The sequence below is a fragment of the Prauserella halophila genome, from assembly GCF_024171895.1.
In the GTDB taxonomy this organism is placed as follows: domain Bacteria; phylum Actinomycetota; class Actinomycetes; order Mycobacteriales; family Pseudonocardiaceae; genus Prauserella; species Prauserella halophila.
Map to the genome: position 1 here is coordinate 182888 of NZ_JAMTCQ010000014.1, position 22790 is coordinate 205677.

The 22790-nt window shown below is 70.9% G+C and carries 20 protein-coding genes and 1 other RNA gene; 17 read left to right on the top strand and 4 right to left on the bottom strand.

Annotated features, from left to right (window positions below):
- Positions 1-366 precede the first annotated feature (366 nt).
- The 15 genes from LY41_RS21710 (at position 367) to LY41_RS21780 (ending at position 14729) form a co-directional block, all read left to right on the top strand.
- The gene (locus LY41_RS21710) at positions 367-1230 is read left to right on the top strand and encodes a Nif3-like dinuclear metal center hexameric protein (protein ID WP_253866090.1); all 864 of its coding nucleotides are present in this window, start codon (positions 367-369) and stop codon (positions 1228-1230) included.
- On the top strand, positions 1227-1964 hold the full coding sequence (locus LY41_RS21715; RefSeq protein WP_253866092.1) for a zinc ribbon domain-containing protein: 738 nt from the start codon (positions 1227-1229) through the stop codon (positions 1962-1964). Before LY41_RS21710 ends, LY41_RS21715 begins: the two co-directional genes overlap by 4 nt.
- Positions 1961-3160: a bifunctional RNase H/acid phosphatase gene (locus LY41_RS21720; protein ID WP_253866094.1), complete on the top strand. Its 1200-nt coding sequence runs from the start codon at positions 1961-1963 to the stop codon at positions 3158-3160. Before LY41_RS21715 ends, LY41_RS21720 begins: the two co-directional genes overlap by 4 nt.
- Positions 3161-3199: 39 nt before the next feature.
- An RNA gene (gene rnpB / locus LY41_RS21725) (RNase P RNA component class A) lies at positions 3200-3623 on the top strand.
- A 206-nt stretch (positions 3624-3829) separates the two neighbouring features.
- Positions 3830-4102, top strand: coding sequence for a hypothetical protein (locus LY41_RS21730; RefSeq protein ID WP_253866096.1), 273 nt, complete (start codon positions 3830-3832; stop codon positions 4100-4102).
- Between the two features lie 95 nt (positions 4103-4197).
- Complete coding sequence (locus LY41_RS21735; RefSeq protein WP_253866098.1) at positions 4198-4872, top strand: class I SAM-dependent DNA methyltransferase; 675 nt, start codon at positions 4198-4200, stop codon at positions 4870-4872.
- 69 nt (positions 4873-4941) lie between these two features.
- Positions 4942-5247 (top strand): putative quinol monooxygenase, encoded by a 306-nt coding sequence (locus LY41_RS21740; RefSeq protein WP_253866100.1) that lies wholly within the window; start codon positions 4942-4944, stop codon positions 5245-5247.
- A 620-nt stretch (positions 5248-5867) separates the two neighbouring features.
- A complete protein-coding gene (locus tag LY41_RS21745; RefSeq protein ID WP_253866102.1) occupies positions 5868-6131 on the top strand; it encodes a hypothetical protein in 264 nt (87 codons plus the stop codon).
- 15 nt (positions 6132-6146) lie between these two features.
- Entirely contained in the window at positions 6147-6653 is a 507-nt protein-coding gene (locus LY41_RS21750) for a hypothetical protein (RefSeq protein ID WP_253866104.1), read from the top strand.
- A 3-nt stretch (positions 6654-6656) separates the two neighbouring features.
- The gene (locus tag LY41_RS21755; protein ID WP_253866106.1) at positions 6657-9752 is read left to right on the top strand and encodes an ATP-binding protein; all 3096 of its coding nucleotides are present in this window, start codon (positions 6657-6659) and stop codon (positions 9750-9752) included.
- Entirely contained in the window at positions 9749-11836 is a 2088-nt protein-coding gene (locus LY41_RS21760) for a magnesium transporter (RefSeq protein ID WP_253866108.1), read from the top strand. Before LY41_RS21755 ends, LY41_RS21760 begins: the two co-directional genes overlap by 4 nt.
- A gap of 8 nt (positions 11837-11844) precedes the next feature.
- Complete coding sequence (locus tag LY41_RS21765; RefSeq protein ID WP_253866110.1) at positions 11845-12471, top strand: hypothetical protein; 627 nt, start codon at positions 11845-11847, stop codon at positions 12469-12471.
- Between the two features lie 2 nt (positions 12472-12473).
- Positions 12474-13475 (top strand): C40 family peptidase, encoded by a 1002-nt coding sequence (locus LY41_RS21770; protein WP_253866112.1) that lies wholly within the window; start codon positions 12474-12476, stop codon positions 13473-13475.
- A 15-nt stretch (positions 13476-13490) separates the two neighbouring features.
- Entirely contained in the window at positions 13491-14435 is a 945-nt protein-coding gene (locus LY41_RS21775; RefSeq protein WP_253866114.1) for a hypothetical protein, read from the top strand.
- 24 nt (positions 14436-14459) lie between these two features.
- The gene (locus tag LY41_RS21780; protein ID WP_253866116.1) at positions 14460-14729 is read left to right on the top strand and encodes a hypothetical protein; all 270 of its coding nucleotides are present in this window, start codon (positions 14460-14462) and stop codon (positions 14727-14729) included.
- 6 nt (positions 14730-14735) lie between these two features.
- Here LY41_RS21780 and LY41_RS21785 read toward each other — a convergent pair whose 3' ends face one another.
- Positions 14736-15680 carry an ATP-binding protein gene (locus LY41_RS21785; protein WP_253866118.1) on the bottom strand — a complete coding sequence of 315 codons (945 nt, stop codon included), beginning with the start codon at positions 15678-15680 and terminating at the stop codon, positions 14736-14738.
- 98 nt (positions 15681-15778) lie between these two features.
- On the opposite strand from LY41_RS21785, the gene LY41_RS21790 reads away from it, so the two are divergent.
- Complete coding sequence (locus LY41_RS21790) at positions 15779-16582, top strand: helical backbone metal receptor (protein ID WP_253866119.1); 804 nt, start codon at positions 15779-15781, stop codon at positions 16580-16582.
- Positions 16583-16595: 13 nt separating this feature from the next.
- On the opposite strand, the gene panB is transcribed toward LY41_RS21790, so the two are convergent.
- Entirely contained in the window at positions 16596-17495 is a 900-nt protein-coding gene (gene panB / locus LY41_RS21795; protein ID WP_253866120.1) for a 3-methyl-2-oxobutanoate hydroxymethyltransferase, read from the bottom strand.
- Between the two features lie 222 nt (positions 17496-17717).
- Here panB and LY41_RS21800 point away from each other — a divergent pair, with 222 nt between their 5' ends.
- Positions 17718-18398, top strand: coding sequence for a DUF998 domain-containing protein (locus tag LY41_RS21800; RefSeq protein ID WP_253866121.1), 681 nt, complete (start codon positions 17718-17720; stop codon positions 18396-18398).
- Positions 18399-18406: 8 nt separating this feature from the next.
- Here the strand turns inward: LY41_RS21800 and LY41_RS21805 are convergent, their stop codons facing one another.
- Both LY41_RS21805 and secA2 read right to left on the bottom strand, forming a co-directional pair.
- Positions 18407-20125, bottom strand: coding sequence for an NAD+ synthase (locus LY41_RS21805; protein ID WP_253866122.1), 1719 nt, complete (start codon positions 20123-20125; stop codon positions 18407-18409).
- A 53-nt stretch (positions 20126-20178) separates the two neighbouring features.
- Positions 20179-22782, bottom strand: coding sequence for an accessory Sec system translocase SecA2 (gene secA2 / locus LY41_RS21810; protein ID WP_253866123.1), 2604 nt, complete (start codon positions 22780-22782; stop codon positions 20179-20181).
- Positions 22783-22790 lie beyond the last annotated feature (8 nt).

A 22790-nucleotide genomic window follows, 5' to 3' on the forward strand; every position in this document is an offset into this window, starting at 1 on the left:
GGCGAACGAAAGTCACCACTCGCGCACGCCCGACGTTCGCCTGGGGCGTGTCGACCGTCCTGACCACGCTCGGCGCTCCGGTGTGAGTGGGTTTTGTCGAGACGTCCGGTATCGACTGGTTGCGCTGGTCGTGTGTCACCCGAACGGCCGTGGAGCGGGCAGGCGCAGCACAGGCGGCAACGGGTGGCGCCGCCACGGTTCAGCAAAGACGCTCGGTTCAGCAAAGACGCTCGGTTCAGCAAAGACGCTCGCGGCAGCAAGGGCGCTCGCTGCCGCGACGCGGCACCGGATAGCCGCTCCCGGATCCAGGCGGGCAGGCAGAGACGTAACGCTCACGGCGACGTCGTTGCATGGGAGGATCGCGCCATGTCCGCCACCGCCGCCGACTCCGGCACCGCCACCGCCTCCGGCCCTCCGGCCGTCGCCGACATCGTTGCTGCGCTGGACACGGCGTATCCTCGCGAGCTCGCAGAATCGTGGGATGCGGTCGGCCTCGTGTGCGGCGATCCGGCCGAGCGTGCCGACCGCGTTCTCGTCTGTGTCGACCCGGTCGCCGCCACCGTGGAGGAGGCCCTCGACCTCGGCGCGCAGCTGATCGTCGCCCACCATCCGCTGATGTTGCGCGGTGTCCACGGCGTCCCCGCGGACACCGCGAAGGGCTCACTCGTCCATCGCATGATCCGCGAGGGCGTGGCGCTGTTCTGTGCGCACACCAACGCCGATGCGGCCGCCCCCGGCGTTTCCGACGCGCTGGCCGTCGCGATCGGTCTCGACGTCGAGCGTCCCCTCGTCCCGCACGCCGACGGCGCCCACACCGGCCTCGGCCGCATCGCCGTGTTGCCGGAGCCGGAACCGTTCGCGGCGTTCGTCGAGCGCGTCGGCGCGGCACTGCCGGCCACCGCCCCCGGCGTCCACGGCGCGGGCGAGGCCGACCGCCCGATCCGCACCGTGGCGGTCTCCGGCGGCGCGGGCGACGGTTTTCTCGACACGGCGACCGCGGCGGGCGTCGACGCCTACGTCACGGCGGACCTGCGGCACCACCCGGCGGGTGAGCACCTCGAGCAGCCGGGCACGGTCCCCGCACTGGTGGGTCTGACGCATTGGGCGAGCGAGTGGCCGTGGTGCGGCCAAGCCGCCGAGGTGATCCGGGAGGCGGGTAACGTCGAGGTTCACGTCTCCACCCGGTGCACCGATCCGTGGAACGTCCGAGCGAACGGGAGTACGAAGTGAAGGCAGACCCGTCCCTGCAGCGTGAGTTGCTGGACCTCGCCGAAATAGACGCGGAGCTCGCACGTGTCGCACACCGGCGCCGGAACCTGCCCGAGCTGGCCGAGATCGAGGGTATCGAGAAGACCCTGCGGGACAAGCGGGATGCGCTCGTGACCGCGCAGACGTCGGCGTCCGATCTGGAACGCGAGGTGACGCGGCAGGAGCGCGAGGTCGACTCCGTGCGCGCCCGCGTGGACCGAGACCGCAAGCTCATGGAATCCGGTTCGGCCGGGGCGAAGCAGCTGACCGAGCTGGAGCACGAGCTGGAAACGCTCGCCCGCAGGCAACAGGTGCTCGAGGACGACCAGCTCGAGCTGATGGAACGGCGCGAGGCGGCCGACATCGAGGTGCAGCGCGCGGCGGCCGAGGTCGACAAGGCGCAGCAGGATCTCGAGGACGCGGTGACGCGGCGCGACGAGGTGCTCGCCGATCTCGATGCCACACAGGCCCGCCGGGACGCCGATCGCGGCGCGCTGGCGCCGAAGTTCCCGGAGGCGCTGCTGCAGACGTACGACCGCGTGCGCCAACAGCGCGGGATCGGCGCCGGACACCTGCGCGCGCGCCAGTGCGGTGCGTGCAAGCTGGAGCTCGACCGCAGTCAGCTGTCGGACATCAAGAACGCCGCCGCCGACGACGTCATCACGTGCGAGAACTGCGGCGCGATCCTCGTTCGTACCGGGGAGTCGGGCCTGTGAGCGGACATGTCGTCGTCGAGGCCGACGGTGGTTCGCGCGGCAATCCCGGGCCCGCCGGCTACGGCGCGGTGGTGAAGGACGCCGACACGGGCGAGGTGCTGGCCGAGCGGGCCGTGGGAATCGGCACCGCGACCAACAACGTCGCCGAGTACAGCGGCCTCGTCGCGGGCCTCGAAGCCGCGGCCGCAGCCGGAGCGTCCACTGTGGACGTAAAAATGGATTCCAAGCTCGTCGTCGAGCAGATGTGCGGGCGGTGGAAGATCAAGAACGCCGCGTTGCAGCCGCTGGCGCTCGAGGCGCGTGACCTCGCGGGCCGCTTCGATCGGGTGCGGTACGAGTGGATCCCCCGCGCGAAGAACTCGCATGCCGACCGGCTCGCCAACGAGGCCATGGACACGCAGGCCTCCGGCGGCGCCGCCGAGCCGGAACCGGCCGCCGAAGCCGAGCAGGCCGCGTTGCCGCTGAACGAACCAGCCAAGGCGGACACCGCCAAGGCGGACACCGCTGCGGCAGCCACCGCCGGGTCCGCGAACGCCGGCGGCGCGCCGACGGGCTGGACGGGCGCCACGGGAACCCCGACGCGACTGCTGCTCGTCCGGCACGGGCAGACCGAGATGTCGGTCGACCGGCGCTACTCCGGGCTCGGCGACGTCGCGCTGACCGAGACGGGCCGGTGGCAGGCGCAGGCCGTGGCGAAACGACTGGCCGGAATGGACGATGTACGCGACGCCGATCCCGTGATCGTCGCATCGCCGCTCACGCGCGCCTCGGCAACGGCGCAGGCCGTCGCCGAGGCGCTCGGCACGTCGATGGAGACGCTGCAGCCGTTGCGGGAGACCGATTTCGGCGCCTGGGAAGGGCTGACGTTCGCCGAGGCGTCACGGCGCCACCCCGACGTGCACAGCAGGTGGATGAGCGACACGTCGGTGCCGCCGCCGGACGGTGAGAGCTTCGACGTCGTGTACGCCCGCGTGCAGCAGGCCTACGACCGGTTGATCCAGCAGTACGCGGGCCGGACGGTCGTGGTCGTCAGCCACGTGACGCCGATCAAGATGCTGCTGCGACTGGCGCTCGACGGCGGCGCGTCGCTGCTGTTCCGGCTGCATCTCGACCCGGCGTCGCTGTCGATCGCCGACTTCTATCCGGACGGCAACGCCAGCGTGCGGCTGGTCAACGACGTGTCCCACCTTCGGTGACACCCGCCGACGGGGACCGAGTAGCCTGATCGCCGAGGACGAGTTGGCAGGGCGGCCGCGACGCCGCGCCCGCGTGGCGTGGTTTCGAGGAAAGTCCGGACTCCGCAGGGCAGGGTGGTTGCTAACGGCAACCCGGGGTGACCCGCGGGACAGTGCCACAGAAAACAGACCGCCCGGCGGTGCTGCACCGGTGCCGGTGGCGCCGGTGCGGTGGCCGGGTAAGGGTGAAACGGCGGTGTAAGAGACCACCAGCGTCCCGGGCGACCGGGGCGGCTCGGTAAACCCCACCCGGAGCAAGGTCAAGAGGGAGCCTCAGGGCTCCTGCGCAGGCGTTCGAGGGCGGCCCGTCCGAGGCTTGCGGGTAGACCGCTGGAGCCTGCCGGCAACGGCAGGCCGAGATGGATGGTCGCCGCCCACGGCCGAGCCGTGGGAACAGAATCCGGCTTACATGCCAACTCGTCCTCCCACCTGCGCCGATTCTCGGATCAGGTCTCTCACCTGCACTTTTACCGTTTCCGGACGTTGGCCGACATCGGCAGCTGGTAGGCTGACTCGCCGCTGGGGCGCGGCGGATGCAAGGGGATGATCGACTCATTGCGAGGGACGAGCACACCCGGAGCTCTGCCGGATGACGGTGGGCAATCCCGTGCGCTGGTCGGAGCGGGCGGCATGAGCGACGGGGAGCCGGCACGTTACGTAGTCACCGCCGAGCCGGACATCGATACCGACCCCGTTGTGGCGCATTGGCGCGCGAAGGCCGGTGCCTACGGAGTACGGCCACATCCCGACGACGCGGCGGCGATGCATGCGCAGACCGACTCGATGCGCGGCATCATCCCCGACGAGCAGCTCGTGGAGGACGAGAAGCTCCTGGTCGCGGTGCTGCAGTTGCAGGCGATCGAGGCCTACGCGGGCGGTTTCGAGTTCCACCGTGACCGTTGACTCCTGCGAGGTCGGTCCGGGTGCAAGCCGTCGTGGCCACGGGGCTCCGCCCGGGTCCGGTCGCCGACGGAAGCGAGTGCTCGCGGAGGTGGCCGGTGTCGACAGCTGACGTACGCGACGCCTACGGCAGGCGGGCTCTCGAGTACGCCGACTTCGCCTGCGCGCCCGAACTCATGGCCGAACCGGACCGGAACCTCGTGGCCCGCTGGGCCGCGAGCGTCGACGGCCGCATCGTCGACGCCGGGTGCGGACCGGGACAGTGGACCGACTTCCTCCGCCGCAACACCGACGAGCACAGCACCGACGACCACACCATCGACGAGCACAGCGTCCGCGTGGGCAGCCGCGTCGAAGGTGTGGACCTGGTGCCGGAGTTCGTCGACATCGCCCGCGCGCGATTCCCGTCCACCCCGTTCCGTGTCGCCGAGCTGGATGCACTCGGCGTCCCCGACGGCTCGGTGGCGGGGATCCTGTCGTGGTACTCGATCATCCACTCCCGCCCCGACGACGTGCCCCGCATTCTCGGCGAGTTCGCGCGCTGCCTGCGCGACGGCGGCAGTCTGCTGCTCGGTATGGCCCGCCAGGTCGACGGCTCGCGGGTCGAACCGTTCCCGCACGCCGTCACGACCGCCTACTTCTGGCCGGTCGAGGAGATGTCGCGGCTGCTCCTCGACGCGGGATTCCACGTCGAGGAGAGCGAGACCCGCGACGATCCCGGTCATCGTCCCCATGCGGCACTCGTCGCCCGCCGGGTCTGCGACGTGGCGTGACCGGCGGGCGTTGCCCGGGCGTACCGGGGACCTCCCGGCGCCGAGAACTGCCGGAGGTAGGTTGGCAGCATGACCTTCGCCAACGTGGGAACGCTCGGTGCGGTGCCCGGGAGACGTGATGAGCTCGCCGCCCACCTTTCCCGGCGCAGCGACGTGCTCGGCGAGGCGGGCTGCCTGCTTTACGAGGTCGGAGTCGGTGAGGATCCCGACACGGTGTACGTCATGGAGCTGTGGACCAGTGCCGAGGCGCACCAGGCGTCGTTGCAGCTGCCCGCCGTCCGGGAATCGATCGAGCAGGCGCGCCCGATGCTCTCCGGCGTGTTCGGCGGCTTCCGCTTCGACGTCGTCGGCTCCCCGCTTCGCGACACTCCGTAGGACGCGGGGTAGGACGCGGGTCCGGTCGTCCCGCTACGCGCTCCGGCCCTGTTCCGGCGATGGCGGTCGCACCGCCATCCGGTTGAAGCATCGCCATGTGGCCGAAACCGACCCGAACGGGTGATTAGACCACTTACAGTGGTTCTTCACGCGGGGTGAGCGGTGCGACGGGGTCGGTTTTCACCGGATCGGTCAGATCGTTCGGTTCGGAGGTCTATACAGGGCCTTTACACAGTGGAGCGCTGTGATACGGCCGAACGGGTCATGATTCACTTGTCGCGCTGGCGCATCCCGTGGCACGGCCGGGTACAGCGGAAACTCAGCGTGAGGTCGATCTTGGCGTTTGAGTGAGGCCATTCGCACACTAGGAAAACCGGGTGGTCACCGTTAACCCTGGAGCTTCGGGCAGTGATGATGGAGGTCGGACGAGGTGGGTGTGCACGCGCGCGGCGCCCACGGAGGCGGGACCCTCCTTTCAGGGGCGCGCTCCGGGTGTACGGGTCTTTGACCGCCACACGTCGTCACGCCATGATGTTGTTCGAACACGGGAAGTGCTGGACCACTCGCACGGTGTGGACCATCTGCACCGGCACCACACTCCAGGCACTCGGGAGTAAGCGATGACCACGATGACGCTTGCGGCACTGGCGCAAGGCGAGCTCGACACCGGAGGAGTCCGCAGTTGGCTCCTCGACAACGTTGTCCCGCTCGTGCTGCTCGCCGTCGCACTGCTGCTGCTCTGGCTGGGTGGCGGCAAGGGCGACAACGCCGGCGTGATGCGCAGACTCGGGGGCGTCGTGATCGCCCTCGCGCTCATCGGTCTCGCCGTCAGCGGGCTCGGTGTCGACGTCGGCGAGTGGCTCGCCGGCTTGTTCACAGGCTGAGGCGGGCTCGCGGACGTGCGCATTCGTACCGACGACGAGATCTATCGTGTCGACGCCGTATGGCTCGGCCCGCCGAAGGCGACGTTCCCGTGGCGTGCCCGGTACGTCGCCTGGGGCGTCGGCATCCCGTTGTTCCTGGTGATCCTGGGCCTCGAACGGCAGGTCGGCATCGGGTTCGGGTTCTTCAGTACGGCGTGGGCGTTCGTCCTGGCCATCGCGATCACCCGGATGATCACCGCGAAGATCACTCACGAGCGCCCGCTGTCGGCGGTGTTCGCGATGTGGCTGCGTGAACTGCAGAGCCCGAGGGAGAAAACCCGCGCGGATGGCGGAGCCGCGAGCGCGAGCAAGATCAAGGTCCGGGCGGAGCGCCCGCTGCCGAAGCACAAGCGCGGGGCACGACCGGGCGGTCCCGCGTATCCGGTCCGACCCGGCGGGCCGGTGTCCGGACGCCGGCCGGCAGACAGCACAGCACGAGCGCACCGGCGCCCCGGCCGTACGCCGGCGCCGGTCGGGAGGTAGGCCTTGTTCGGTCGCGACCGAAGCGGCACCAGCAGGAAAGCCGCGAACCCGGCACCGTCGACGAAGACCGACGGCCGGGGCCGCAGGCTGCCCGGCGAACAGGCGATCCCCACCTACACGCCGTCGATCGCCGCCCGCTCGATCGACGGCCACCTGCTGCGCACGGGCAACGAGGTGTACGCCTGGTACCGGCTCGCTCCCCAGCGCTGGTCGTTCCGCTCGGATTCGCAGCGCCAGGACCTGATCGCCGCGATCGCGGGCCAGTACGCCGAGCTGCAGGGCCGGTGGATGCACCTGCGCGTCACGACCCGGCCGTACCCGATCCGCATGTGGGCCGAGGCGCACGTCCACAACGCCCACGATCGGCCCGCCGACGTGCCGGGCGCGCAGTCCTTCGACGACTACCTCGTCGGTGAGCAGCAGCAGCTGATGGGCCGCTCGATGGCGGAGAAGGAGGTCTACCTCGGGGTGCAGGTCCAGACCCGCCGGGTCATGGACCGCGCCGTCGAACGCGCTGCGCCGCTGCTGCGCAAGATCATCCCCGAGGCCGTCGACGCCGAGCTGTCGGCGATCGATTCCGAGGTCGAGCACCTCGACGGCGTCATCGGCTCCTCCGGTCTCGAAGGCAGGCCGGTCAGCGCCGACGAGATGTCCTGGCTGATGCACCGGTCGTGCTCGCTGGGCCTGCCCGCGCCGCGCACGATGCCCGCCGTGCCGACGTCGACGTGGGAGCCCGAGGACCTCGCCAGCTTCACCGACGCCGCCGACTTCCACGCCGATCCGTACGCGCCGACCGTCGCCGTCCGCGGCCGCACCGGATCGAACGCCGGGGTCAAGCGCCATGTCGCGGTGCTGACGGTCGGCCAGATGCACGGCCTGCAGATCCCCGAGGTCGACGACCCGTGGGTGCAGCACGCCGACCGGCTGCCCGCCCCCGTGGAGTGGTCCGCGCGCATCTACGTGCGCAGGCCCGAAGAGGTGGCAGGCGAGCTGCAGCGGCAGATGAACAAGGTGCGCTCGCAGGTCAAGCACTACACCGACGAGCACGAACTCGAACCGCCGCAGTCGCTGGCCCGGCAGGCCTCGCGGGTGCTCGAGGTCGACGACGAGATGACGTCCGGCTTCACCGCACTCGCCACGCGCGTGCGCTCGTGGTGGCGGATGTCGGTCTCGGGCAGCACCGAACGCGAGGCGCTCAAGTTCGCCCAGCAGCTGCTCGACCTGTACAAGCCGAAGATCGCCATCGAGCACCCCGAGGCACAGTACGCGCTGGCCAGGGAGTTCATCCCGGGCGAGTCGCTCGCGTCCGGGGCGTACCTGCGCCGCGGCTCGGTGGTCTGGGCCGCCTCGTCGGTGCCCACGGCCACGGCCGAGGTCGGCGACCGCCGCGGCATCCTGCTCGGCGAAACCTGCACCGCCACCCGCCGTCCCGTCGCATGGGATCCGTGGATGGCACAGGAGATCCGGGACGGGTCCGGTCTGACCTCGATCGTCGCCGGTCTCGGTGGCGGCAAGTCGTTCCTCGGTGGCGGCATCGTTTACAAGACGCTCCGCGCCGGTGCGCACTGGACGATCCTCGACCCGTCCGGTCCGCTGTCGCGGCTGTGCGAGCTGCCCGAGTTGCGCCCGTACGCGCGGCCGATCAACCTGCTCAACGCCCAGCCCGGCATCCTCAACCCGTACCGCGTCGTCGCCGAACCGCAGCTCGAGCACTTCCTGGACGAGGAGGACCCGGAACGCTCCTGGCGACGGGAACGCGCGCTCGCCGGGGCCACGCGCCGCAGGCTCGTGCTGGACGTGCTCACCGGCGTGCTGCCCTACGACGTCGCACGCATGCCGCAGACGCGCATCGTGCTGCTGCGCGCGGTCCGCATGGTCGGCGGGCGGCACGACGCCGACCCCGGCCAGGTCATCGACGCGCTGCGCCGCGACTCCAGCGAGCACCACGACCACGCCGTCGTCGTCGCCGACTTCCTCGACGAGCTGCGCGAACGCATGTCCCTGCTCATCCCGGAGACCGACGCCGATCCGTACACCGACCAGCGGGACGACCGGCTCACCGTGCTCACCATGGCGGGGCTGACGCTGCCGAAGGAGGGCGTCGGCCGCGAGCACTGGACCGACGCCGAAGCGCTCGGCGTCGAGATGATGAACCTGGCCGCCTGGCTGACGGCGCGCTCGGTCTACGACAAGCCCAAGTCGGCGCGCAAGGGTGTGTGGATCGACGAGGCGTTCTTCCTGTCGGAGGTGCCGACGGGCCGGGTGCTGATGAACCGGTTCGCGCGTGATTCACGGAAGTGGAACGTGCGCGTGCTGCTGTCGTCGCAGATCCCCGCCGACTTCCTGCGGATCCAGGGCTTCGTCGCGCTGCTGGACTCGGTGTTCGTCGGCAGACTCGACGAGGACGAGGCGCAGGCCGACGCGTTGCGGCTGCTCAAGGTGCCGGTGGGGGCGGGCTACGAACAGGTCGTGTCCGCACTCGGCCGCCGTCCCGGCGGGCAGCGCGAGGCCGAACGCGATCGCGAGCCGCGGCAGTTCATCTTCGGCGACGGTGCGGGCGGCGTGGAGCGCATCCGCGTCGACTTCACCGGACCGCACCTGCACCAGCTGCGGGAGACGCTCGACACCACGCCGGGTGCGACGCCGGACCGGCCCGCGCAGGCGGCCGCGGCAGAGGCGCCCGCCCTCGCCGAACGGCCGGCCGCGGTCACCGAACAGCCGGCCGCAGGCAGCGAGCCGGGCAGGACGGTGGAGGAGCCGCCGTCACAGCCGACGTCGCAGCCGCCGACACAGCCGGGGTCGCAGCCGCCAGGGGCCGAGCAGGAGGAAGACCTCGAACTGGCCGCGGAACTGGAGGTCGGGCTGACCGAGGACCAGCTGCTGTCCGAGAACGCCTTCGACGACACCACGTTGCGGACCGGCGCCACAGGCGACAGCGCCCTCGACGACAGCGTCACCGACGACAGCACCGTCGAGGGCGGAACCTTCGACGACAGAACCTTCGAGGACGGCGCCTTCGAGGACGGCGCCGACGGCAGGCAGGAGCCCGCCCGCGCCGGCGGCCGGGGCAAGAACGGCACCGGCAGGGACGCCGCATGATCACGATGACGGTGCTCGCCGCGCTGGTGTGCGCGTGGGTGTGGCTGCGTACGCGCCGCCGCCGTGGATCGGGCCGCCCGCAGCTCGCGCGGCGCGGACCGGCGATGCTGGCCACGATCGCGGTGCTGGCGTGCCAGGCGGTGCTCGCCTCACCTGCACAGGCGCAGTCCGACTGCGAGGCGCCGAACCCGGAACGGCCCGGTTCCGGCATGGTCGGCGCGATCGACAATCCCGAGGGCAACGGCGAGGCAGGCAGCGTCTACGCCGACTACAGCTACGCAGGCATGGTCTGGCACGTCCACGACTGCGACGGCAGTGGCGGTAGCGCGTTCACCGATCCGAGCACGACCGTCGACACCTGGCTGGGCAACCAGCTGTTCAACGTCGCCAAGAACATCGTCGGCGCGACGAACGCGCTGCACTACGAGGTGCTCGACGGCGGCGTGCTCCAGCCGCTGACCGAGGCGGTCGCGCAGGGCGCGGAAGCGGTCTACAACAACATCTACGCCCAGCTGTTCGGCCTCGCGGCGCTGCTGCTGGCGATCTTCCTGTTCCGCAACATCTGGCGCGGCGACCTCGCCACGGTGAGCAAGCGCGCGCTGTTCGCGATCGGTGGCCTGTGGCTGGCGGCCTCGTCGCTGGCGCTGCTGCAGTATCACGACGAGATCGACCACGCGATCGTCCAGACCACCACCAACATCCAGGCCGGTTTCGTCGACGAGGAGCAGGACCGCGTCGTCCGGCACATCCTGCCGACCGACCTGCACGAGGAGGTCGTCCACAAGAACTGGCTGCGCGGCACGTTCGGCAACGACCAACAGGACGAGGAAGCGGCGGAGTACGGTCCGGACCTGCTCGACGCGCAGGCGTTCACGTGGGAACAGATGCGCAACGAGGAGGACGGCGACGAGCGCGTCATCAACGAGAAGAAGGAGGAGTTCAACCGCATCGCCGGCCAGCTCCAGGCCTCGAGCGGCTACTTCAGCGGCGAGGACGGCTCCCGCGCGGGCACGGGATTCCTGGCGATGCTGCAGAGCCTGGCGTATTCGCTGTTCCAACTGGTCGCCAAGGTCGCGGTGCTGCTCGCACAGATTCTCGTGCGGCTGTTCACCCTCACCGCGCCGCTGATCGGCCTGCTCGCGATTCTGCAGCACGACGTGCTGCGCAAGGTCGGACGGGTCATCGGGGGCGTGGCGTTCAACCTGCTCGTGCTGTCGGTGCTCGCCGGTATCCACGCGTTGCTGCTGCAGGCGATCTTCGCCGCATCCGGTATGGACATGATCGTGCAGCTGGCGATCGCCGGTCTGGTGACGATCATGATGTTCGTCGTGGGACGGCCTGCGCGGCGGCTGTGGCAGATGGTCGAGACCTCGGTCAGCCTGGTCGGCTCCGCCGTGCCGAGCCAGGGCGGAGGCCTGTTCTCGCGGTTCCGCAAGAAGTCGTCCCAGCCGACGCCGCAGGACGAGTTCTGGCAGAACGTCAAGAGCGACGACGAGGCCGAGGGCGGCGCGTCCACGCGCGGCGCGGCAGCAGCCGGTTCGGGCGGGCGGTCCCGTCCGGAGGCGGCGGTCGTGGCCAACGCCCAGCGGATCGACGGGCCGCAGACCGGCGCGCACCCGGCGTCGCACTGGCCGAGCACGCCCCAGCGGGTGGGCGGTGCGAGCCCGGGACTGCCCGCGGGCGGCGGTGCTGCCCCTCCGGTGTTCAGCACGTCCCCACCGAACCGCGGGCCGGGCGACCGGCAGCCGATGGTGGCGCCCAGCAGGCGCGTCGACACGGCACCGGTCACCGATCGCGGCATCGACCGCGTCGACGACGCGGATCCGTTCGTGGTGCCGTCGCGGATGAGCGAGCCAGGCGTGTCCCCCGCGGGGCGGGCCGGCGGTCAGGGCGGTGCCCAGGCCGTGCCCGCACCCGCGCCAGCCCCTGCACCCGCACCCGCACCCGCGCCCGCCGCTCCGGAACCGCGGCGCGCCGACAGCGAACTCGTCGCCGGCAAGCCCGTGTACGTCCTGTACCGGCCGTCCCGGGGGCTCGAGGTGCGTCCCGACGACATCCGTGACACCGATCACGCGGTGCGGTAGGGGCGGGCATGCCGATTCGCACCAACCGCGGCCGCGCGGCGATCTACCGGCGTCTGTGGAGCTGGCCGATGCGCTCACCGTCGCATCTGGTCGGCACGATCATCCTGTTCGTCGCGATCATCGCCGCGGCCGGCATCGTCGTCCCCCGGCTGGTGTCCGACGGGCAGGCCTCGGGGTCCACCCCGCCCACATCCGAATCCGGCAGCGCGCAGGCGGGTGAGCCGGGCACGTCGAACGGTGCCGGTGACTCCGGTGGTTCCGGTGACTCCGGGGCGCCGCCGGTCACCCGGCTGACCGAGCCGCGGGAGACGCCCTCCCAGGCGCCGGCGGCGCCGCAGGCACTGCGCGTCGCCGAGCAGTGGGCCGCGGCGTGGGTCGAGCACGACGACGACACGACGGTCGACGCGTGGCTCGACGGTCTGCGCCCGTACACCACGGCCGAGTTCCTGCCCGTCATGCGCAGCGTCGACCCGGCGAACATCCCGGCAACCACGGTCGAGGGCACGGCCGAGGCCGGCGACTCGTACCCCCGTTCGGTCGAGGCGCTGATCTCCACCGACGGCCCGGACCTGTCGGTCACCGTGATCAAGACCGACGAGGGTTGGCGCGTGTCCGACTACAGCCGGGTGGGCTAGCCGTGCGCGGGGGACTGCTCTTCGGATGCATCACGGCCGCGGCCCTCACGGTGGTGCTCGCGCTCGGACTGATCACCGTCATCGACGGATCACGGCAGCAGGCCATGAGCGGCGGAGTCACGGAACTGTCGTGCGACGCCGCGATCGGGCCGAGCAGGCCGGGCCAGGGCCACAACGGCGCGGCCGACGCCTCGTCGCTGCAGGGCGAACAGCGCGAGATCGTGTCGCTCATCATCAAGATCGGCAAGGAACGGGACCTGTCGCCGCGGGCGTGGCAGATCGCGATCCAGGCGGGTATGACCGAGTCGCGGCTGAAGAACCTCGACTACGGCGACCGCGACTCGCTGGGCATCTTCCAGATGCGCCCGTCGATGGGCTGGGGCACGCCCGCGCAGGTCACCGACCCGCCGTACCAGGTCAACAAGTTCTACGACGTGCTCGAAGACGTGCCCGGCTGGCAGCACATGCGCCCGGGCGAGGCGGCCCAGGAGGTCGAGCGGTCGGCGTTCCCGGACCGGTACCACGAGTGGGAGCCGATGGCCGTCCACCTCGTGCAGAACGTCGGCGAGATCCGCAACGCGAGTGGCTGCGGCACATCCGGCGGCGGTGTGGTGCTGGCGTCGAACTCGACGGTGCAGCAGGCGATCGACTTCGCGATGGGCGAGCGTGGCAAACCGTACGTCTGGGGTGCGACCGGCCCCGATTCGTATGATTGCTCCGGCCTCATGTTGCGCGCCTACGAGGCCGCCGGTATCACGATCCCACGGGTCTCGCGCGACCAGTACCGGGCGGGCTCGATGTTACCGGTCGAACAGGCACAGCCGGGTGACCTGCTGTTCTGGGCGTACGATACGGCCGACCCGAGCACGATTCACCACGTGGCGATGTATCTCGGGGACGGCAGAATGGTCGAGGCGCAGCAGAGTGGCGTCCCGGTGCACGTCCGTGACGTGTCCTGGGACGAGGGTGGTCTCGTCCCGCAGGCCGTCCGGCCCGGTGTGTGAACGCAGGAGGAAGTCGTGGGCAAGAAGTGGGGCAAGCGCGGCAAGAACGCGGGCCGCGGCGGAGCGCAGATCGATCCGTTCGCGATGCAGTCGCGTCCACCGGCTCCGCGGAGCGCTCCGCCCGCCTCGAGCACGCCCCTGTCCGATTACCTGCGGCGTGAGCCGCCCGGCGTCACCGATGGCTACGTCGTGCTGCCACGGGCCCTCGTGCAGGACATGCCGTTGCCGTGGCAGCAGCAGCTGGCGAACCTGCTCGCCCAGTTCCACGACGGCCACGTGCGGCTGGACTGGCCCGCCTACCGCGTCGTTCCCTCGCGGCCCGAACGGCTCGTGGACCTCGACGAGGAGCAGCTGGCCGAGGCCGGTTACCTCGTCGAGATCGACTCCGAGGGCGAGATGGTCTACCGCGAGCGCAGTGGCCGGAAGGTCGACGATCCGGACTCGGTGACCGTGCTCGTGTCCTGTCTGGACCCGGTCGTACGGGGCAGCCGCCCCGAGGAGACGCCCGCCGCGGCGCAGCAGAGCAGGGCCGCGCCCATGAACATCGGTCCGGAGCCGGTGTGGCAGACACCGCCGTCGGGTTTCACCGCGCCGCCCGCACAGACCCCGCCGCCCGCACAGACCCCGCCGCCCGCGCAGGCTCCTCCGACGCAGGCCCCGCCCGCGTCGGGACCGGTCACGGCGAGTGGTTCGTTCCCGGCCGTCGCCCCGCAGAGCGGGACGCCTGCGCCGCACGAGTCCGCTACCGCACAGCGGGACTGGTTCGACGAGATGCCGGCACGCGACACGGCAGGCTCCGCCGACGCGGGTTCCGCGGACACCGGTTCCGCCGACGCGAGCTCTGCAGCCGCGGGTTCCGGAGACGGGGATTCCGGAGACGCTCGGGCGGCTGCCGACGCGGCGGTGTTCGGGCCGACGGGCGCGGAACCGACGGAGATTCCGTACCGCTTTCGCAGGTGACACAGGGTGTGCCAGGCTCGAGGTATGGGCTGGCGACAGAAGGATGCGAACCCGCCGTCGGGCTGGTGGTACAACACCCGCACCGGGGAGATCGAGCACGGCGAGGTGTCGAGGTCGATCGACCTGCTCGGGCCGTACCCGGACGAGGCGACGGCCCGGCAGGCCCTCGAGATCGCCCGGGCGCGGACCGAGGCCGCCGATGAAGCCGACGCCGAATGGGCCGCGGGCGACGACAACGACGACAACGGCAGCGGCGACAACGGCAGCGGCGGGGTGGCAGGAACCGACCGGTAGGCCGGTCTACACGCGAGCAGGGGGAGCGGGCACGAAGTCCGGGTCGACCTGGTCGGCGAGCGCGGACCCGGCCCACGCCTCGGCGTTGCGCAGGTGCAGCTCGACGGCCTGCGCCTGGTAGGCCGCCCGGTCGCGTTCGACGGCGTCCACAGTGGAGCGCATGGTGTCGAGCACGGCCAGGTTGGCGGGTTCGAGCTCGTCGATCGGACGGTGCCTGCCGCGTTCGGCGGCGCGCACGTGCCGCGACGTCGACAGCCAGCCGACCAGGTCCTCGCCGACCTCCTCGCGCAGGAACTCCACGTCCTCGTCGTCGGCGACCTTGTTGCCCACGACGGCGAGACGCACGCCGAAGTCGCGCGCGTAGGCGGTGTACTGGCGGTACACGCCGACGCTGCGCATCGTCGGCTCGCACACCAGGAACGTGACGTCGAAGCGCGTGAACAGGCCGGAGGCGAACGCGTCGGCGCCCGCGGTCATGTCGACGACGACGTACTCGCCCGCCTCGTCGACGAGGTGGTTGAGCAGCAGCTCCGCGGCACCGGTCTTCGAGTGGTAGCAGGCGACGCCGAGGTCGTCGTCGGTGAACCGGCCGGTCACCGCGACGCGGGCGCCGGCGATCTCGCGCATGCACGCGTCGGTGACCGGGTTGTCCTCACGCGGGGTCATCAGCCGCGAGCCGCGGCCCGGCGGAGTCGTTTTGATCATGGACTCGGCGCTGGGAATCCGGGGATTGTCACCGCGCAGGTAGTCCTTGATCAGCACGGCGTTGTCACCGAGCGTCGGCAGCGCATCCGCCTCGTCGGGAGCCGCGCCGAGTGCGACGGCGAGGTGCTGGTTGATGTCGGCGTCGATGGCCAGCACCGGCGCGTCCGAGCCGACGAGATACGACGTGAACAGGCCGCTGAGCGTCGTCTTGCCGCTGCCGCCCTTGCCCACGAAGGCCACCTTCATACGAACCCCTTAAATGGAAGTCGTTTTCATTATTGGATGGCGGAACGGTACCGAGGGCAGCGGTGACCCGATCGGGTCGGGTGGGGGAGCATGGCCGCATGACGACGTTCACCGACGATCTCGGCGCCGACGTGGTGCTGCCGGAACCGCCGCGACGGGTCGTCTCGCTCGTACCGGCACTGACCGAGGCCGTCGAACACACGATGCCCGGGCTCGTCGTCGGCGCGACGGACTACTGCACGCATCCGCCCGAGCTGGATGTCCCGCGCGTGGGCGGATCGAAGTATCCGACCGCGGATGCCGCGGCACAGCTGCATCCCGACCTCGTGCTCGCCAACGCCGAGGAGAACCGGCCGCAGGACGTGCAGGCGCTGCGCGAGGCCGGGATCGCGGTGTGGGTGATGGAGGCACCCGCGACGGTGCCCGCAGCACTCGCCTCGCTGCGCGCACTGCTGACGGGGCCGTTCGGCATGCACATCGCCGGAGCGGCGACGCCGGAGGAGCCCGTGCCGGCGTGGCTGGCCGAGGCCGAACGACTGTGGACGTCGGAGCCGCCGCCGGTACGGGCCCGCGCGGTGGTGCCGGTGTGGCGCAAGCCGTGGGTGGTGCTCGGCCGGGACACGTTCGGCGGCGACGTCCTGCGCAGGCTCGGCGTCGACCACGTCCACGCCGACGCCGACGACCGCTATCCGCGCCCGAAGCTCGACGAGCTCCGCCTGCGGTTCACCGACGGCGACGCCGACCTGCTCGTGCTACCCGACGAGCCGTGGGAGTTCACCGACGACGACGGCCCCGACGCGTTCCCCGGTGTTCCGTACGTCCTCGTCTCCGGTCGGTACCTGACGTGGTACGGACCATCGCTGGTGGATGCCCACCGAACACTCTCGGCCGTCCTCCCGTGAGCGCAGTGGCGGGTCAGTCGAACGTGTGCTGGGCGGCCGGGAACTCGCCGCCGCGCACGTCGGCGGCGAACTCCTGCGCGGCGCGCGTCAACTCACCCGCGACGTCGGCGTAGCGCTTGACGAACCGGGGCGCCCCGCCGGTCCGCAGGCCTGCCATGTCCTGCCACACCAGTACCTGCGCGTCGCACTCCGCACCGGCGCCGATGCCGACCGTCGGGATCGCCAGCTTGCGCGTCACCTGCCGCGCCGCCTCACCGGGCACCATCTCCATCACCACCGAGAACGCCCCGGCGTCCTGCAGTGCGAGCGCATCCTCCAGCAGTTCGACGCCCGCTTCGCCGCGTGCCTGCACCCGGTATCCGCCGAGCGTGTGCTCGGACTGCGGCGTGAACCCGATGTGGCCCATCACGGGCACCCCGGCGGCCACGATCGCCTCGACGTGCGGGGCGAACCGGCTCCCGCCTTCGAGCTTCACGGCGTGGGCACGGCCCTCCTTCATGAACCGCACCGCCGTGGCGACGGCCTGCTCGATCGACACCTGGTACGAGCCGAACGGCAGGTCGGCCACCACGAGCGAGTGCGTGGCAGCGCTCGAGACGGCACGGACCAGCGGCAGCAGCTCGTCGACCGTCACCGGCAGCGACGTGTCGTAGCCGAAGACGTTGTTGGCGGCCGAGTCGCCGACGAGCAGTACCGGGATCCCCGCCTCGTCGAACAGCTTCGCCGTGTACATGTCGTAGGCCGTCAGCATCGGCCAGGGCTCGCCGCGTTCCTTCCACTGCCGGAGGTGGTGGACACGGACCTTCCTGCGCTCGGGCGCAGGGCCGGGAGGATCGCCTGCCGGGGCAGCGCCGGAGCCGTACGGTGCGGGCTGCTCGCCCGTGGAGTCGCCGGGTGTTTCGGAGACAGACATCGTCGTCGAACCGTCCTTCCCTCGAGGCCGCGCGCGGCAGGTCCCCGGGTCGTGGATCGTTACCCTCCCGAGCGTGGCAGCCCCGTTCGGGGCCAGGAAGTGCGTGCGAGCAGCTTCACAGCACCCGGGCGGCGGCACGCTGCGGGGGTAACGCGGCCATCACGCTGTGTGCGAATCCATGTCGGGTTTCGGTTGGGCCGATAGCGTGATAAGTAGTTCGGCATGCTGCCGGAGCTCCGCGGTCCCACGACCCTGACCGCGGTGCGTAGAGTGGGGATGTCCCTGCTGGTCATCGCCATCATCGGCCAGCTCGGCTGGGTGGCGGAATTCGTGCTGAGCACCGACATGTCGCCGTCGCGGACGGTGACATCGGCGCTCGCCGTGCCGGGTCAGCCGTATGCACCGGTGTTTCGCGCCGTGGAACTGGTCGCCGGGGTGGCGCTCGTGCTGGCGGTGCCGCCGTTGCTGCGCATCGCCCCGGTGGACAACAGAGCGCGAGTGACGGTGCTGTTGCTCGGCATGCTCGGCCTGCTCTACCTCGTCCGGGGAATCTGCCCGCTGGAATGCCAGCCGATGGCCGGAGGCGTCTGCACACCGGACCCCGATCCGTCGCTGGGCGGTCAGCTTCACATCGCGGCGTCGATCCTGGTCAACGTGTTCTGCTCCGTGGGCCCGGTCGCGTTGCTGACCTGGTGGTACGGCCGCTGGACGATCCTGCCCACGGTCGGTGTCGTACTCGGCACCGTCGCGTGGCTGCTACTGGTGCTCGACGATGTCGTCGGACCGGGCGAGTTCGCGGGCCTGGCTTCCCGCGGGCAGCTGATCAGCGAGAGCATCGTCGTCGGCGCCGGGGTCGCCTACCTCCACCGGACCGGACACGACCGCGCCGGCGGCGTGGCCTGAACCGCAGGTCAGTGTGTCTCGCGCCAGAGGTTGGTCATGGGCAGCCTGCGGTCGCGGCCGAACGCCTTGAACGTGATCTTCGTCCCCGGCGGGTACTGCCTGCGCTTGTACTCGGCCCTGTCGACCATGCGCACCACCCGGTCGATCAGCTCGGCGTCGAATCCGGCAGCGAGCAGATCGGCGTACCCGCGGTCGCCTTCGACGTAGTCGTCGAGCACGTCGTCGAGCAGCGCGTAGTCCGGCAGTGAGTCGGTGTCGACCTGGCCGGGCCGCAGCTCGGCCGACGGCGGCTTGCTGATCGAGTTCTCGGGGACCGGCGGAGTCTCCCCGCGCTTGACGGCCTCGTCGTTGCGCCAGCGTGCGAGCGCCCACACCTGGGTCTTGAACACGTCCTTGATCGGGGCGAAGCCGCCGACGGCGTCGCCGTAGATCGTCGAGTAGCCGACGGCGAGCTCGGTCTTGTTGCCGGGCGCCAGCACCAGGTGGCCGTCCAGGTTGGACAGCGCCATGAGCAGCATCCCGCGTACGCGGGCCTGGATGTTCTCCTCGGCCAGTCCCCGCAACGACAGCCGGTCGACATACCCCTGCACCAGGTCGGCCACCGGTTCGACCCGGAAATGGCAGCCCAGCCGTTCGGCGAGATCGGCAGCGTCGGACCGGGAATGGTCGGACGAGTACTCCGACGGCATGGCCACGCCGTACACCGCATCCGGGCCCAGTGCGTCCACCGCCAGTGCGGCCACCACGGCCGAGTCGATGCCGCCGGACATGCCGAGCATCACCGTGCCGAATCCGTTCTTGCCGACGTAGTCGCGCAGCCCCAGCACGAGGGCCGACCACACCTCGGCCTCGTCCGACAGCGGCTCGCCGATCACCGGGCCCGCCAGCGGTTCGCGCGCCGGTGCCGGGCCGTCGCTCAGCGAGTGCCGGTGCACGGTCAGTCCGGCGAACTCGCCGTCGGCGGTGTGCCCGCCGGCCTGCACGTCGACGTCGGTCACGAGCAGCTGCCCGGCGAACTGGCAGGCGCGTGCCAGCAGCGTGCCGTCGGCACCCACGACGATCGAATCACCGTCGAACACGAGATCGTCCTGCCCGCCGACACAGTTGGTGTAGACCACCGGAGCGCCGGCCTCGCGTGCCCGCGACGCGACCAGCGGCAGGCGCACGTCGTCCTTCGCGCGTTCGTACGGCGAGGCGTTCGGCGCCACCATCAGGTCGACGCCGGCCTCACCGAGCGCCGCGACCGGGCCGCCGTCCTGCCACAGGTCCTCGCAGACGACCATGCCGATGTCGATTCCGTGCAGGCGCACGACGTCGAGCTCGGCGCCGGGCTGGAAGATGCGGCGTTCGTCGAACACGCCGTAGTTCGGCAGGTGGTGCTTGTACTGCGTGGCCACGACCTCACCGCCCATCAGCGCGGCGACGGCGTTGCGCGGACCCGCCGCGTCCTGATCCAGGTAGCCGACGTAGGTCAGCAGGTCACCACAGCCCGCGTCGGCGAGCCGCCGCGCGAGGGCGGCGACCTGCTCGCGGGACGCGCGCGCGAACGTCTCCCGCAACGCCAGGTCCTCCACCGGATACCCGGTCAGCGTCATCTCCGGGAACACGACGACGTGCGCCCCGGCGTCGGTGGCGTCGCGGGCGCGCTCGACGATCAGGTCGGCGTTCCCGGTCAGGTCGCCGACGGTCGGGTTGATCTGGGCCAGTGCGATGCGCAGGTGCGGCATGTCGTCATTGTCGCGCACCCGCGCATCGCCTCGCGCGTGCGCTCGCCGGACGTTCAGCTGCGCTTCTTGCGCAGCGTTCCGCGGACCTTCTTCAGCGCCTGCTCGGCGTCCGAATCGAACGGGTTGTCCTGCACGAGGTAGGTCCACGTCGACGTCGGCCTGCGCACGCCCGCCGCCGCGAGGTCGATCCCGTCGGTGGTGATCTCGACGTCCGCGAGGGTCGCCGTCGATCGCGACTCGACATCGCCGCGGATCTTGCGGAACTCCGGGATCGCCGCCCGGTGGAACTCGTCCAGCGGCTGTTCCCTGGCCATCGCCCGCAGGTGGATCGTTTCCCGCACGTTGTTGAGGAAGGCCAGGTGATCGGCCCACCGCTGGTCCATGTGGAACAGCAGGACGCGCCGGCACACCGTCGTGAGCTCCTCCTCGCCGAGTTTCCCGGCCAGCTCGGTCAGCCGCGCCTCGTCGAGCGGCTTCGCCCCGGAACCCCGGGCGGGTGCTGCGCCGTCCCCGGTGTCGTCGGCTGTCGGGTCACCGACTGCTGGGTCACCGACTGCCGGGTCTTCGGCCGCAGGGTCGTCGGGCCCGGCCTCGTCACCCGCGCTGTCGCTGGCCCTGGTGCTGTCACCGGTGCTGTCACCGGTGCTGTCATCGGTGCTGTCATCGGAGCCGTCACCCGCGCCGTCACCCGCGCCGTCACCCGCAGCGTCACCGTCGCTGTCGCCTGCGGCGGCGAGTTCGCCGAGGGTCTTCTTGGCGGCGTCGGTGCGCAGCACCTCGTCCCGCCATTTCAGCAGTTCGGAGCGCTGGTGTTCGATCAACCGCGTGTAGCGCCACGTGTTGCGGTGGATCTCCAGGTCGACGCCTTCGGCGACGCGCTGGGCGTGGTTGAGCTGCCGGTGGGCGGCGGCGTCGGTGATCTCGCCGGTCTCGGAGTCGGCGTCGATCCCGTCCGGCACGTCCGGCGCGTGGCCGAGCACGAGCTCGTCGTTGAGGCTGGCGAAGAACACCGAACTGCCCGGATCGCCCTGCCTGCCTGCGCGGCCGCGGAGCTGGTCGTCGAGGCGGCTGCTGGGGTAACGCGCGGTGCCGATGACGTGCAGTCCGCCGAGTTCGGCGACCCGTTCCCGGTCGGAACCGTCGGCGCCGCCGAGGCGGATGTCGGTGCCGCGGCCCGCCATCTGGGTCGACACGGTGATCCGCTCGTAGGTGCCTGCCTCGGCGATGATCGCCGCTTCCTCGGCGTCGTTGCGCGCGTTGAGCACGACGCACGACAGGCCGGCCTTCTCGAGTTTCTCGGCGAGTTCCTCGGATTCGGCCACGTCCTGGGTGCCGACGAGGATCGGCCGCCCGGTGGTGTGCACCTGTTCGATCTCCGACACGATCGCGCGCAGCTTGTTGCTCGGCGCCGCGTAGATCCGGTCCCCGGCGTCCTCACGCACGTTCGGCGTGTTCGGCGGGATCACCGCGACCTCGAGCTCGTAGAACTCGCGCAGCTGCTCGGCGACGGCCACCGCGGTACCGGTCATACCCGCCACCTGGGGGTACCGCGCCACGAGTGCCTGCACCGTGATCGAGTCGAGGATCTCGCCCCGGTCCGACGGTGACAGCTGTTCCTTCGCCTCGACCGCAGCCTGCAGGCCGTCCGGCCAGCGTTGCAGTTCGGCGACCCGGCCACGGGACGCGTTGATCAGCTGCACCTTGCCGTCGCGCACGAGGTAGTCGACGTCCCGGGTCAGCAGCGCGTGTGCGTGCAGTGCGACGTTGACGGCGGCGAGCCGGTCGGCCCCGTCCTCGTCGTAGAGATCGATACCGCCGAGCGACTTCTCGACCACCGAGGCGCCCGCGGCCGTCAGCCACGCGTTGCGCCCGTCGGGATCGGTCTCGTAGTGCAGGCCGACACGCAGTCTGCGGACGATGTCGGCGACCTCGAGGTCGGCCACCCCCGCGTCGACCGAACCCGCCATCACCAGTGGCACGCGCGCCTCGTCGACGAGCACCGAGTCGGCCTCGTCGACGATGGCCACCTCCGGTTCGGCCTGCACGAGCTCGCCCGCGTCGGTGACGAGCCGGTCGCGCAGCACGTCGAAGCCGATCTCGCTGACCGCGCCGTAGCAGATCTCGGCGCCGTACGCGGCGCGCCGATCGGCGGCGTCCAACGACGGCTCGACCCAGGCGACGGACACGCCGAGCAGGTCGTAGACCGGCCGCATCCACTCGGCGTCGCGGCGGGCCAGGTAGTCGTTGACCGAAATGAGATGCACCCGCTTGCCCTGCAACGCATACCCGGCGGCGGCGAGCGCACCGGAGAGCGTCTTGCCCTCACCGGTCTGCATCTGCACGACGTGCCCGGTCAGCAGGCCCATCGTGCCCAGCAGCTGCACGTCGAACGCCCGCTCACCCAGGCAGCGGCGCGCCGCCTCCCTGCCGAGGGCGCACACCTCGATGAGCTGCCGGTCGCTGAACGTCCCGGTGGCGGACAGCTCGTCCCCCAGTTCGGTGGCGGCGGCCGTCAGCGCGCCGTCGTCGAGCTTCTCCAGTTCCGGCTCACGCTTCTCGATCCGCGGCAGCAACGCCTCGTACCGAGTCAGCTCCACGCTCGCCGGGCGCTGGATGATCCTGCGCAACCGCTTGCCCAGCCGGCTCATCAACGCCACGCGTGGTC

Excerpts from the sequence above, each read along its gene's own strand:
- LY41_RS21710 (WP_253866090.1), top strand. The coding sequence starts at position 367 with ATGTCCGCCACCGCCGCCGACTCCGGCACCGCCACCGCCTCCGGCCCT.
- LY41_RS21730 (WP_253866096.1), top strand. The coding sequence starts at position 3,830 with ATGAGCGACGGGGAGCCGGCACGTTACGTAGTCACCGCCGAGCCGGAC.
- LY41_RS21740 (WP_253866100.1), top strand. The coding sequence starts at position 4,942 with ATGACCTTCGCCAACGTGGGAACGCTCGGTGCGGTGCCCGGGAGACGT.
- LY41_RS21745 (WP_253866102.1), top strand. The coding sequence starts at position 5,868 with ATGACCACGATGACGCTTGCGGCACTGGCGCAAGGCGAGCTCGACACC.
- LY41_RS21760 (WP_253866108.1), top strand. The coding sequence starts at position 9,749 with ATGATCACGATGACGGTGCTCGCCGCGCTGGTGTGCGCGTGGGTGTGG.
- LY41_RS21765 (WP_253866110.1), top strand. The coding sequence starts at position 11,845 with ATGCCGATTCGCACCAACCGCGGCCGCGCGGCGATCTACCGGCGTCTG.
- LY41_RS21780 (WP_253866116.1), top strand. The coding sequence starts at position 14,460 with ATGGGCTGGCGACAGAAGGATGCGAACCCGCCGTCGGGCTGGTGGTAC.
- LY41_RS21785 (WP_253866118.1), bottom strand. The coding sequence starts at position 15,680 with ATGAAGGTGGCCTTCGTGGGCAAGGGCGGCAGCGGCAAGACGACGCTC.
- LY41_RS21790 (WP_253866119.1), top strand. The coding sequence starts at position 15,779 with ATGACGACGTTCACCGACGATCTCGGCGCCGACGTGGTGCTGCCGGAA.
- panB (WP_253866120.1), bottom strand. The coding sequence starts at position 17,495 with ATGTCTGTCTCCGAAACACCCGGCGACTCCACGGGCGAGCAGCCCGCA.
- LY41_RS21800 (WP_253866121.1), top strand. The coding sequence starts at position 17,718 with ATGCTGCCGGAGCTCCGCGGTCCCACGACCCTGACCGCGGTGCGTAGA.
- LY41_RS21805 (WP_253866122.1), bottom strand. The coding sequence starts at position 20,125 with ATGCCGCACCTGCGCATCGCACTGGCCCAGATCAACCCGACCGTCGGC.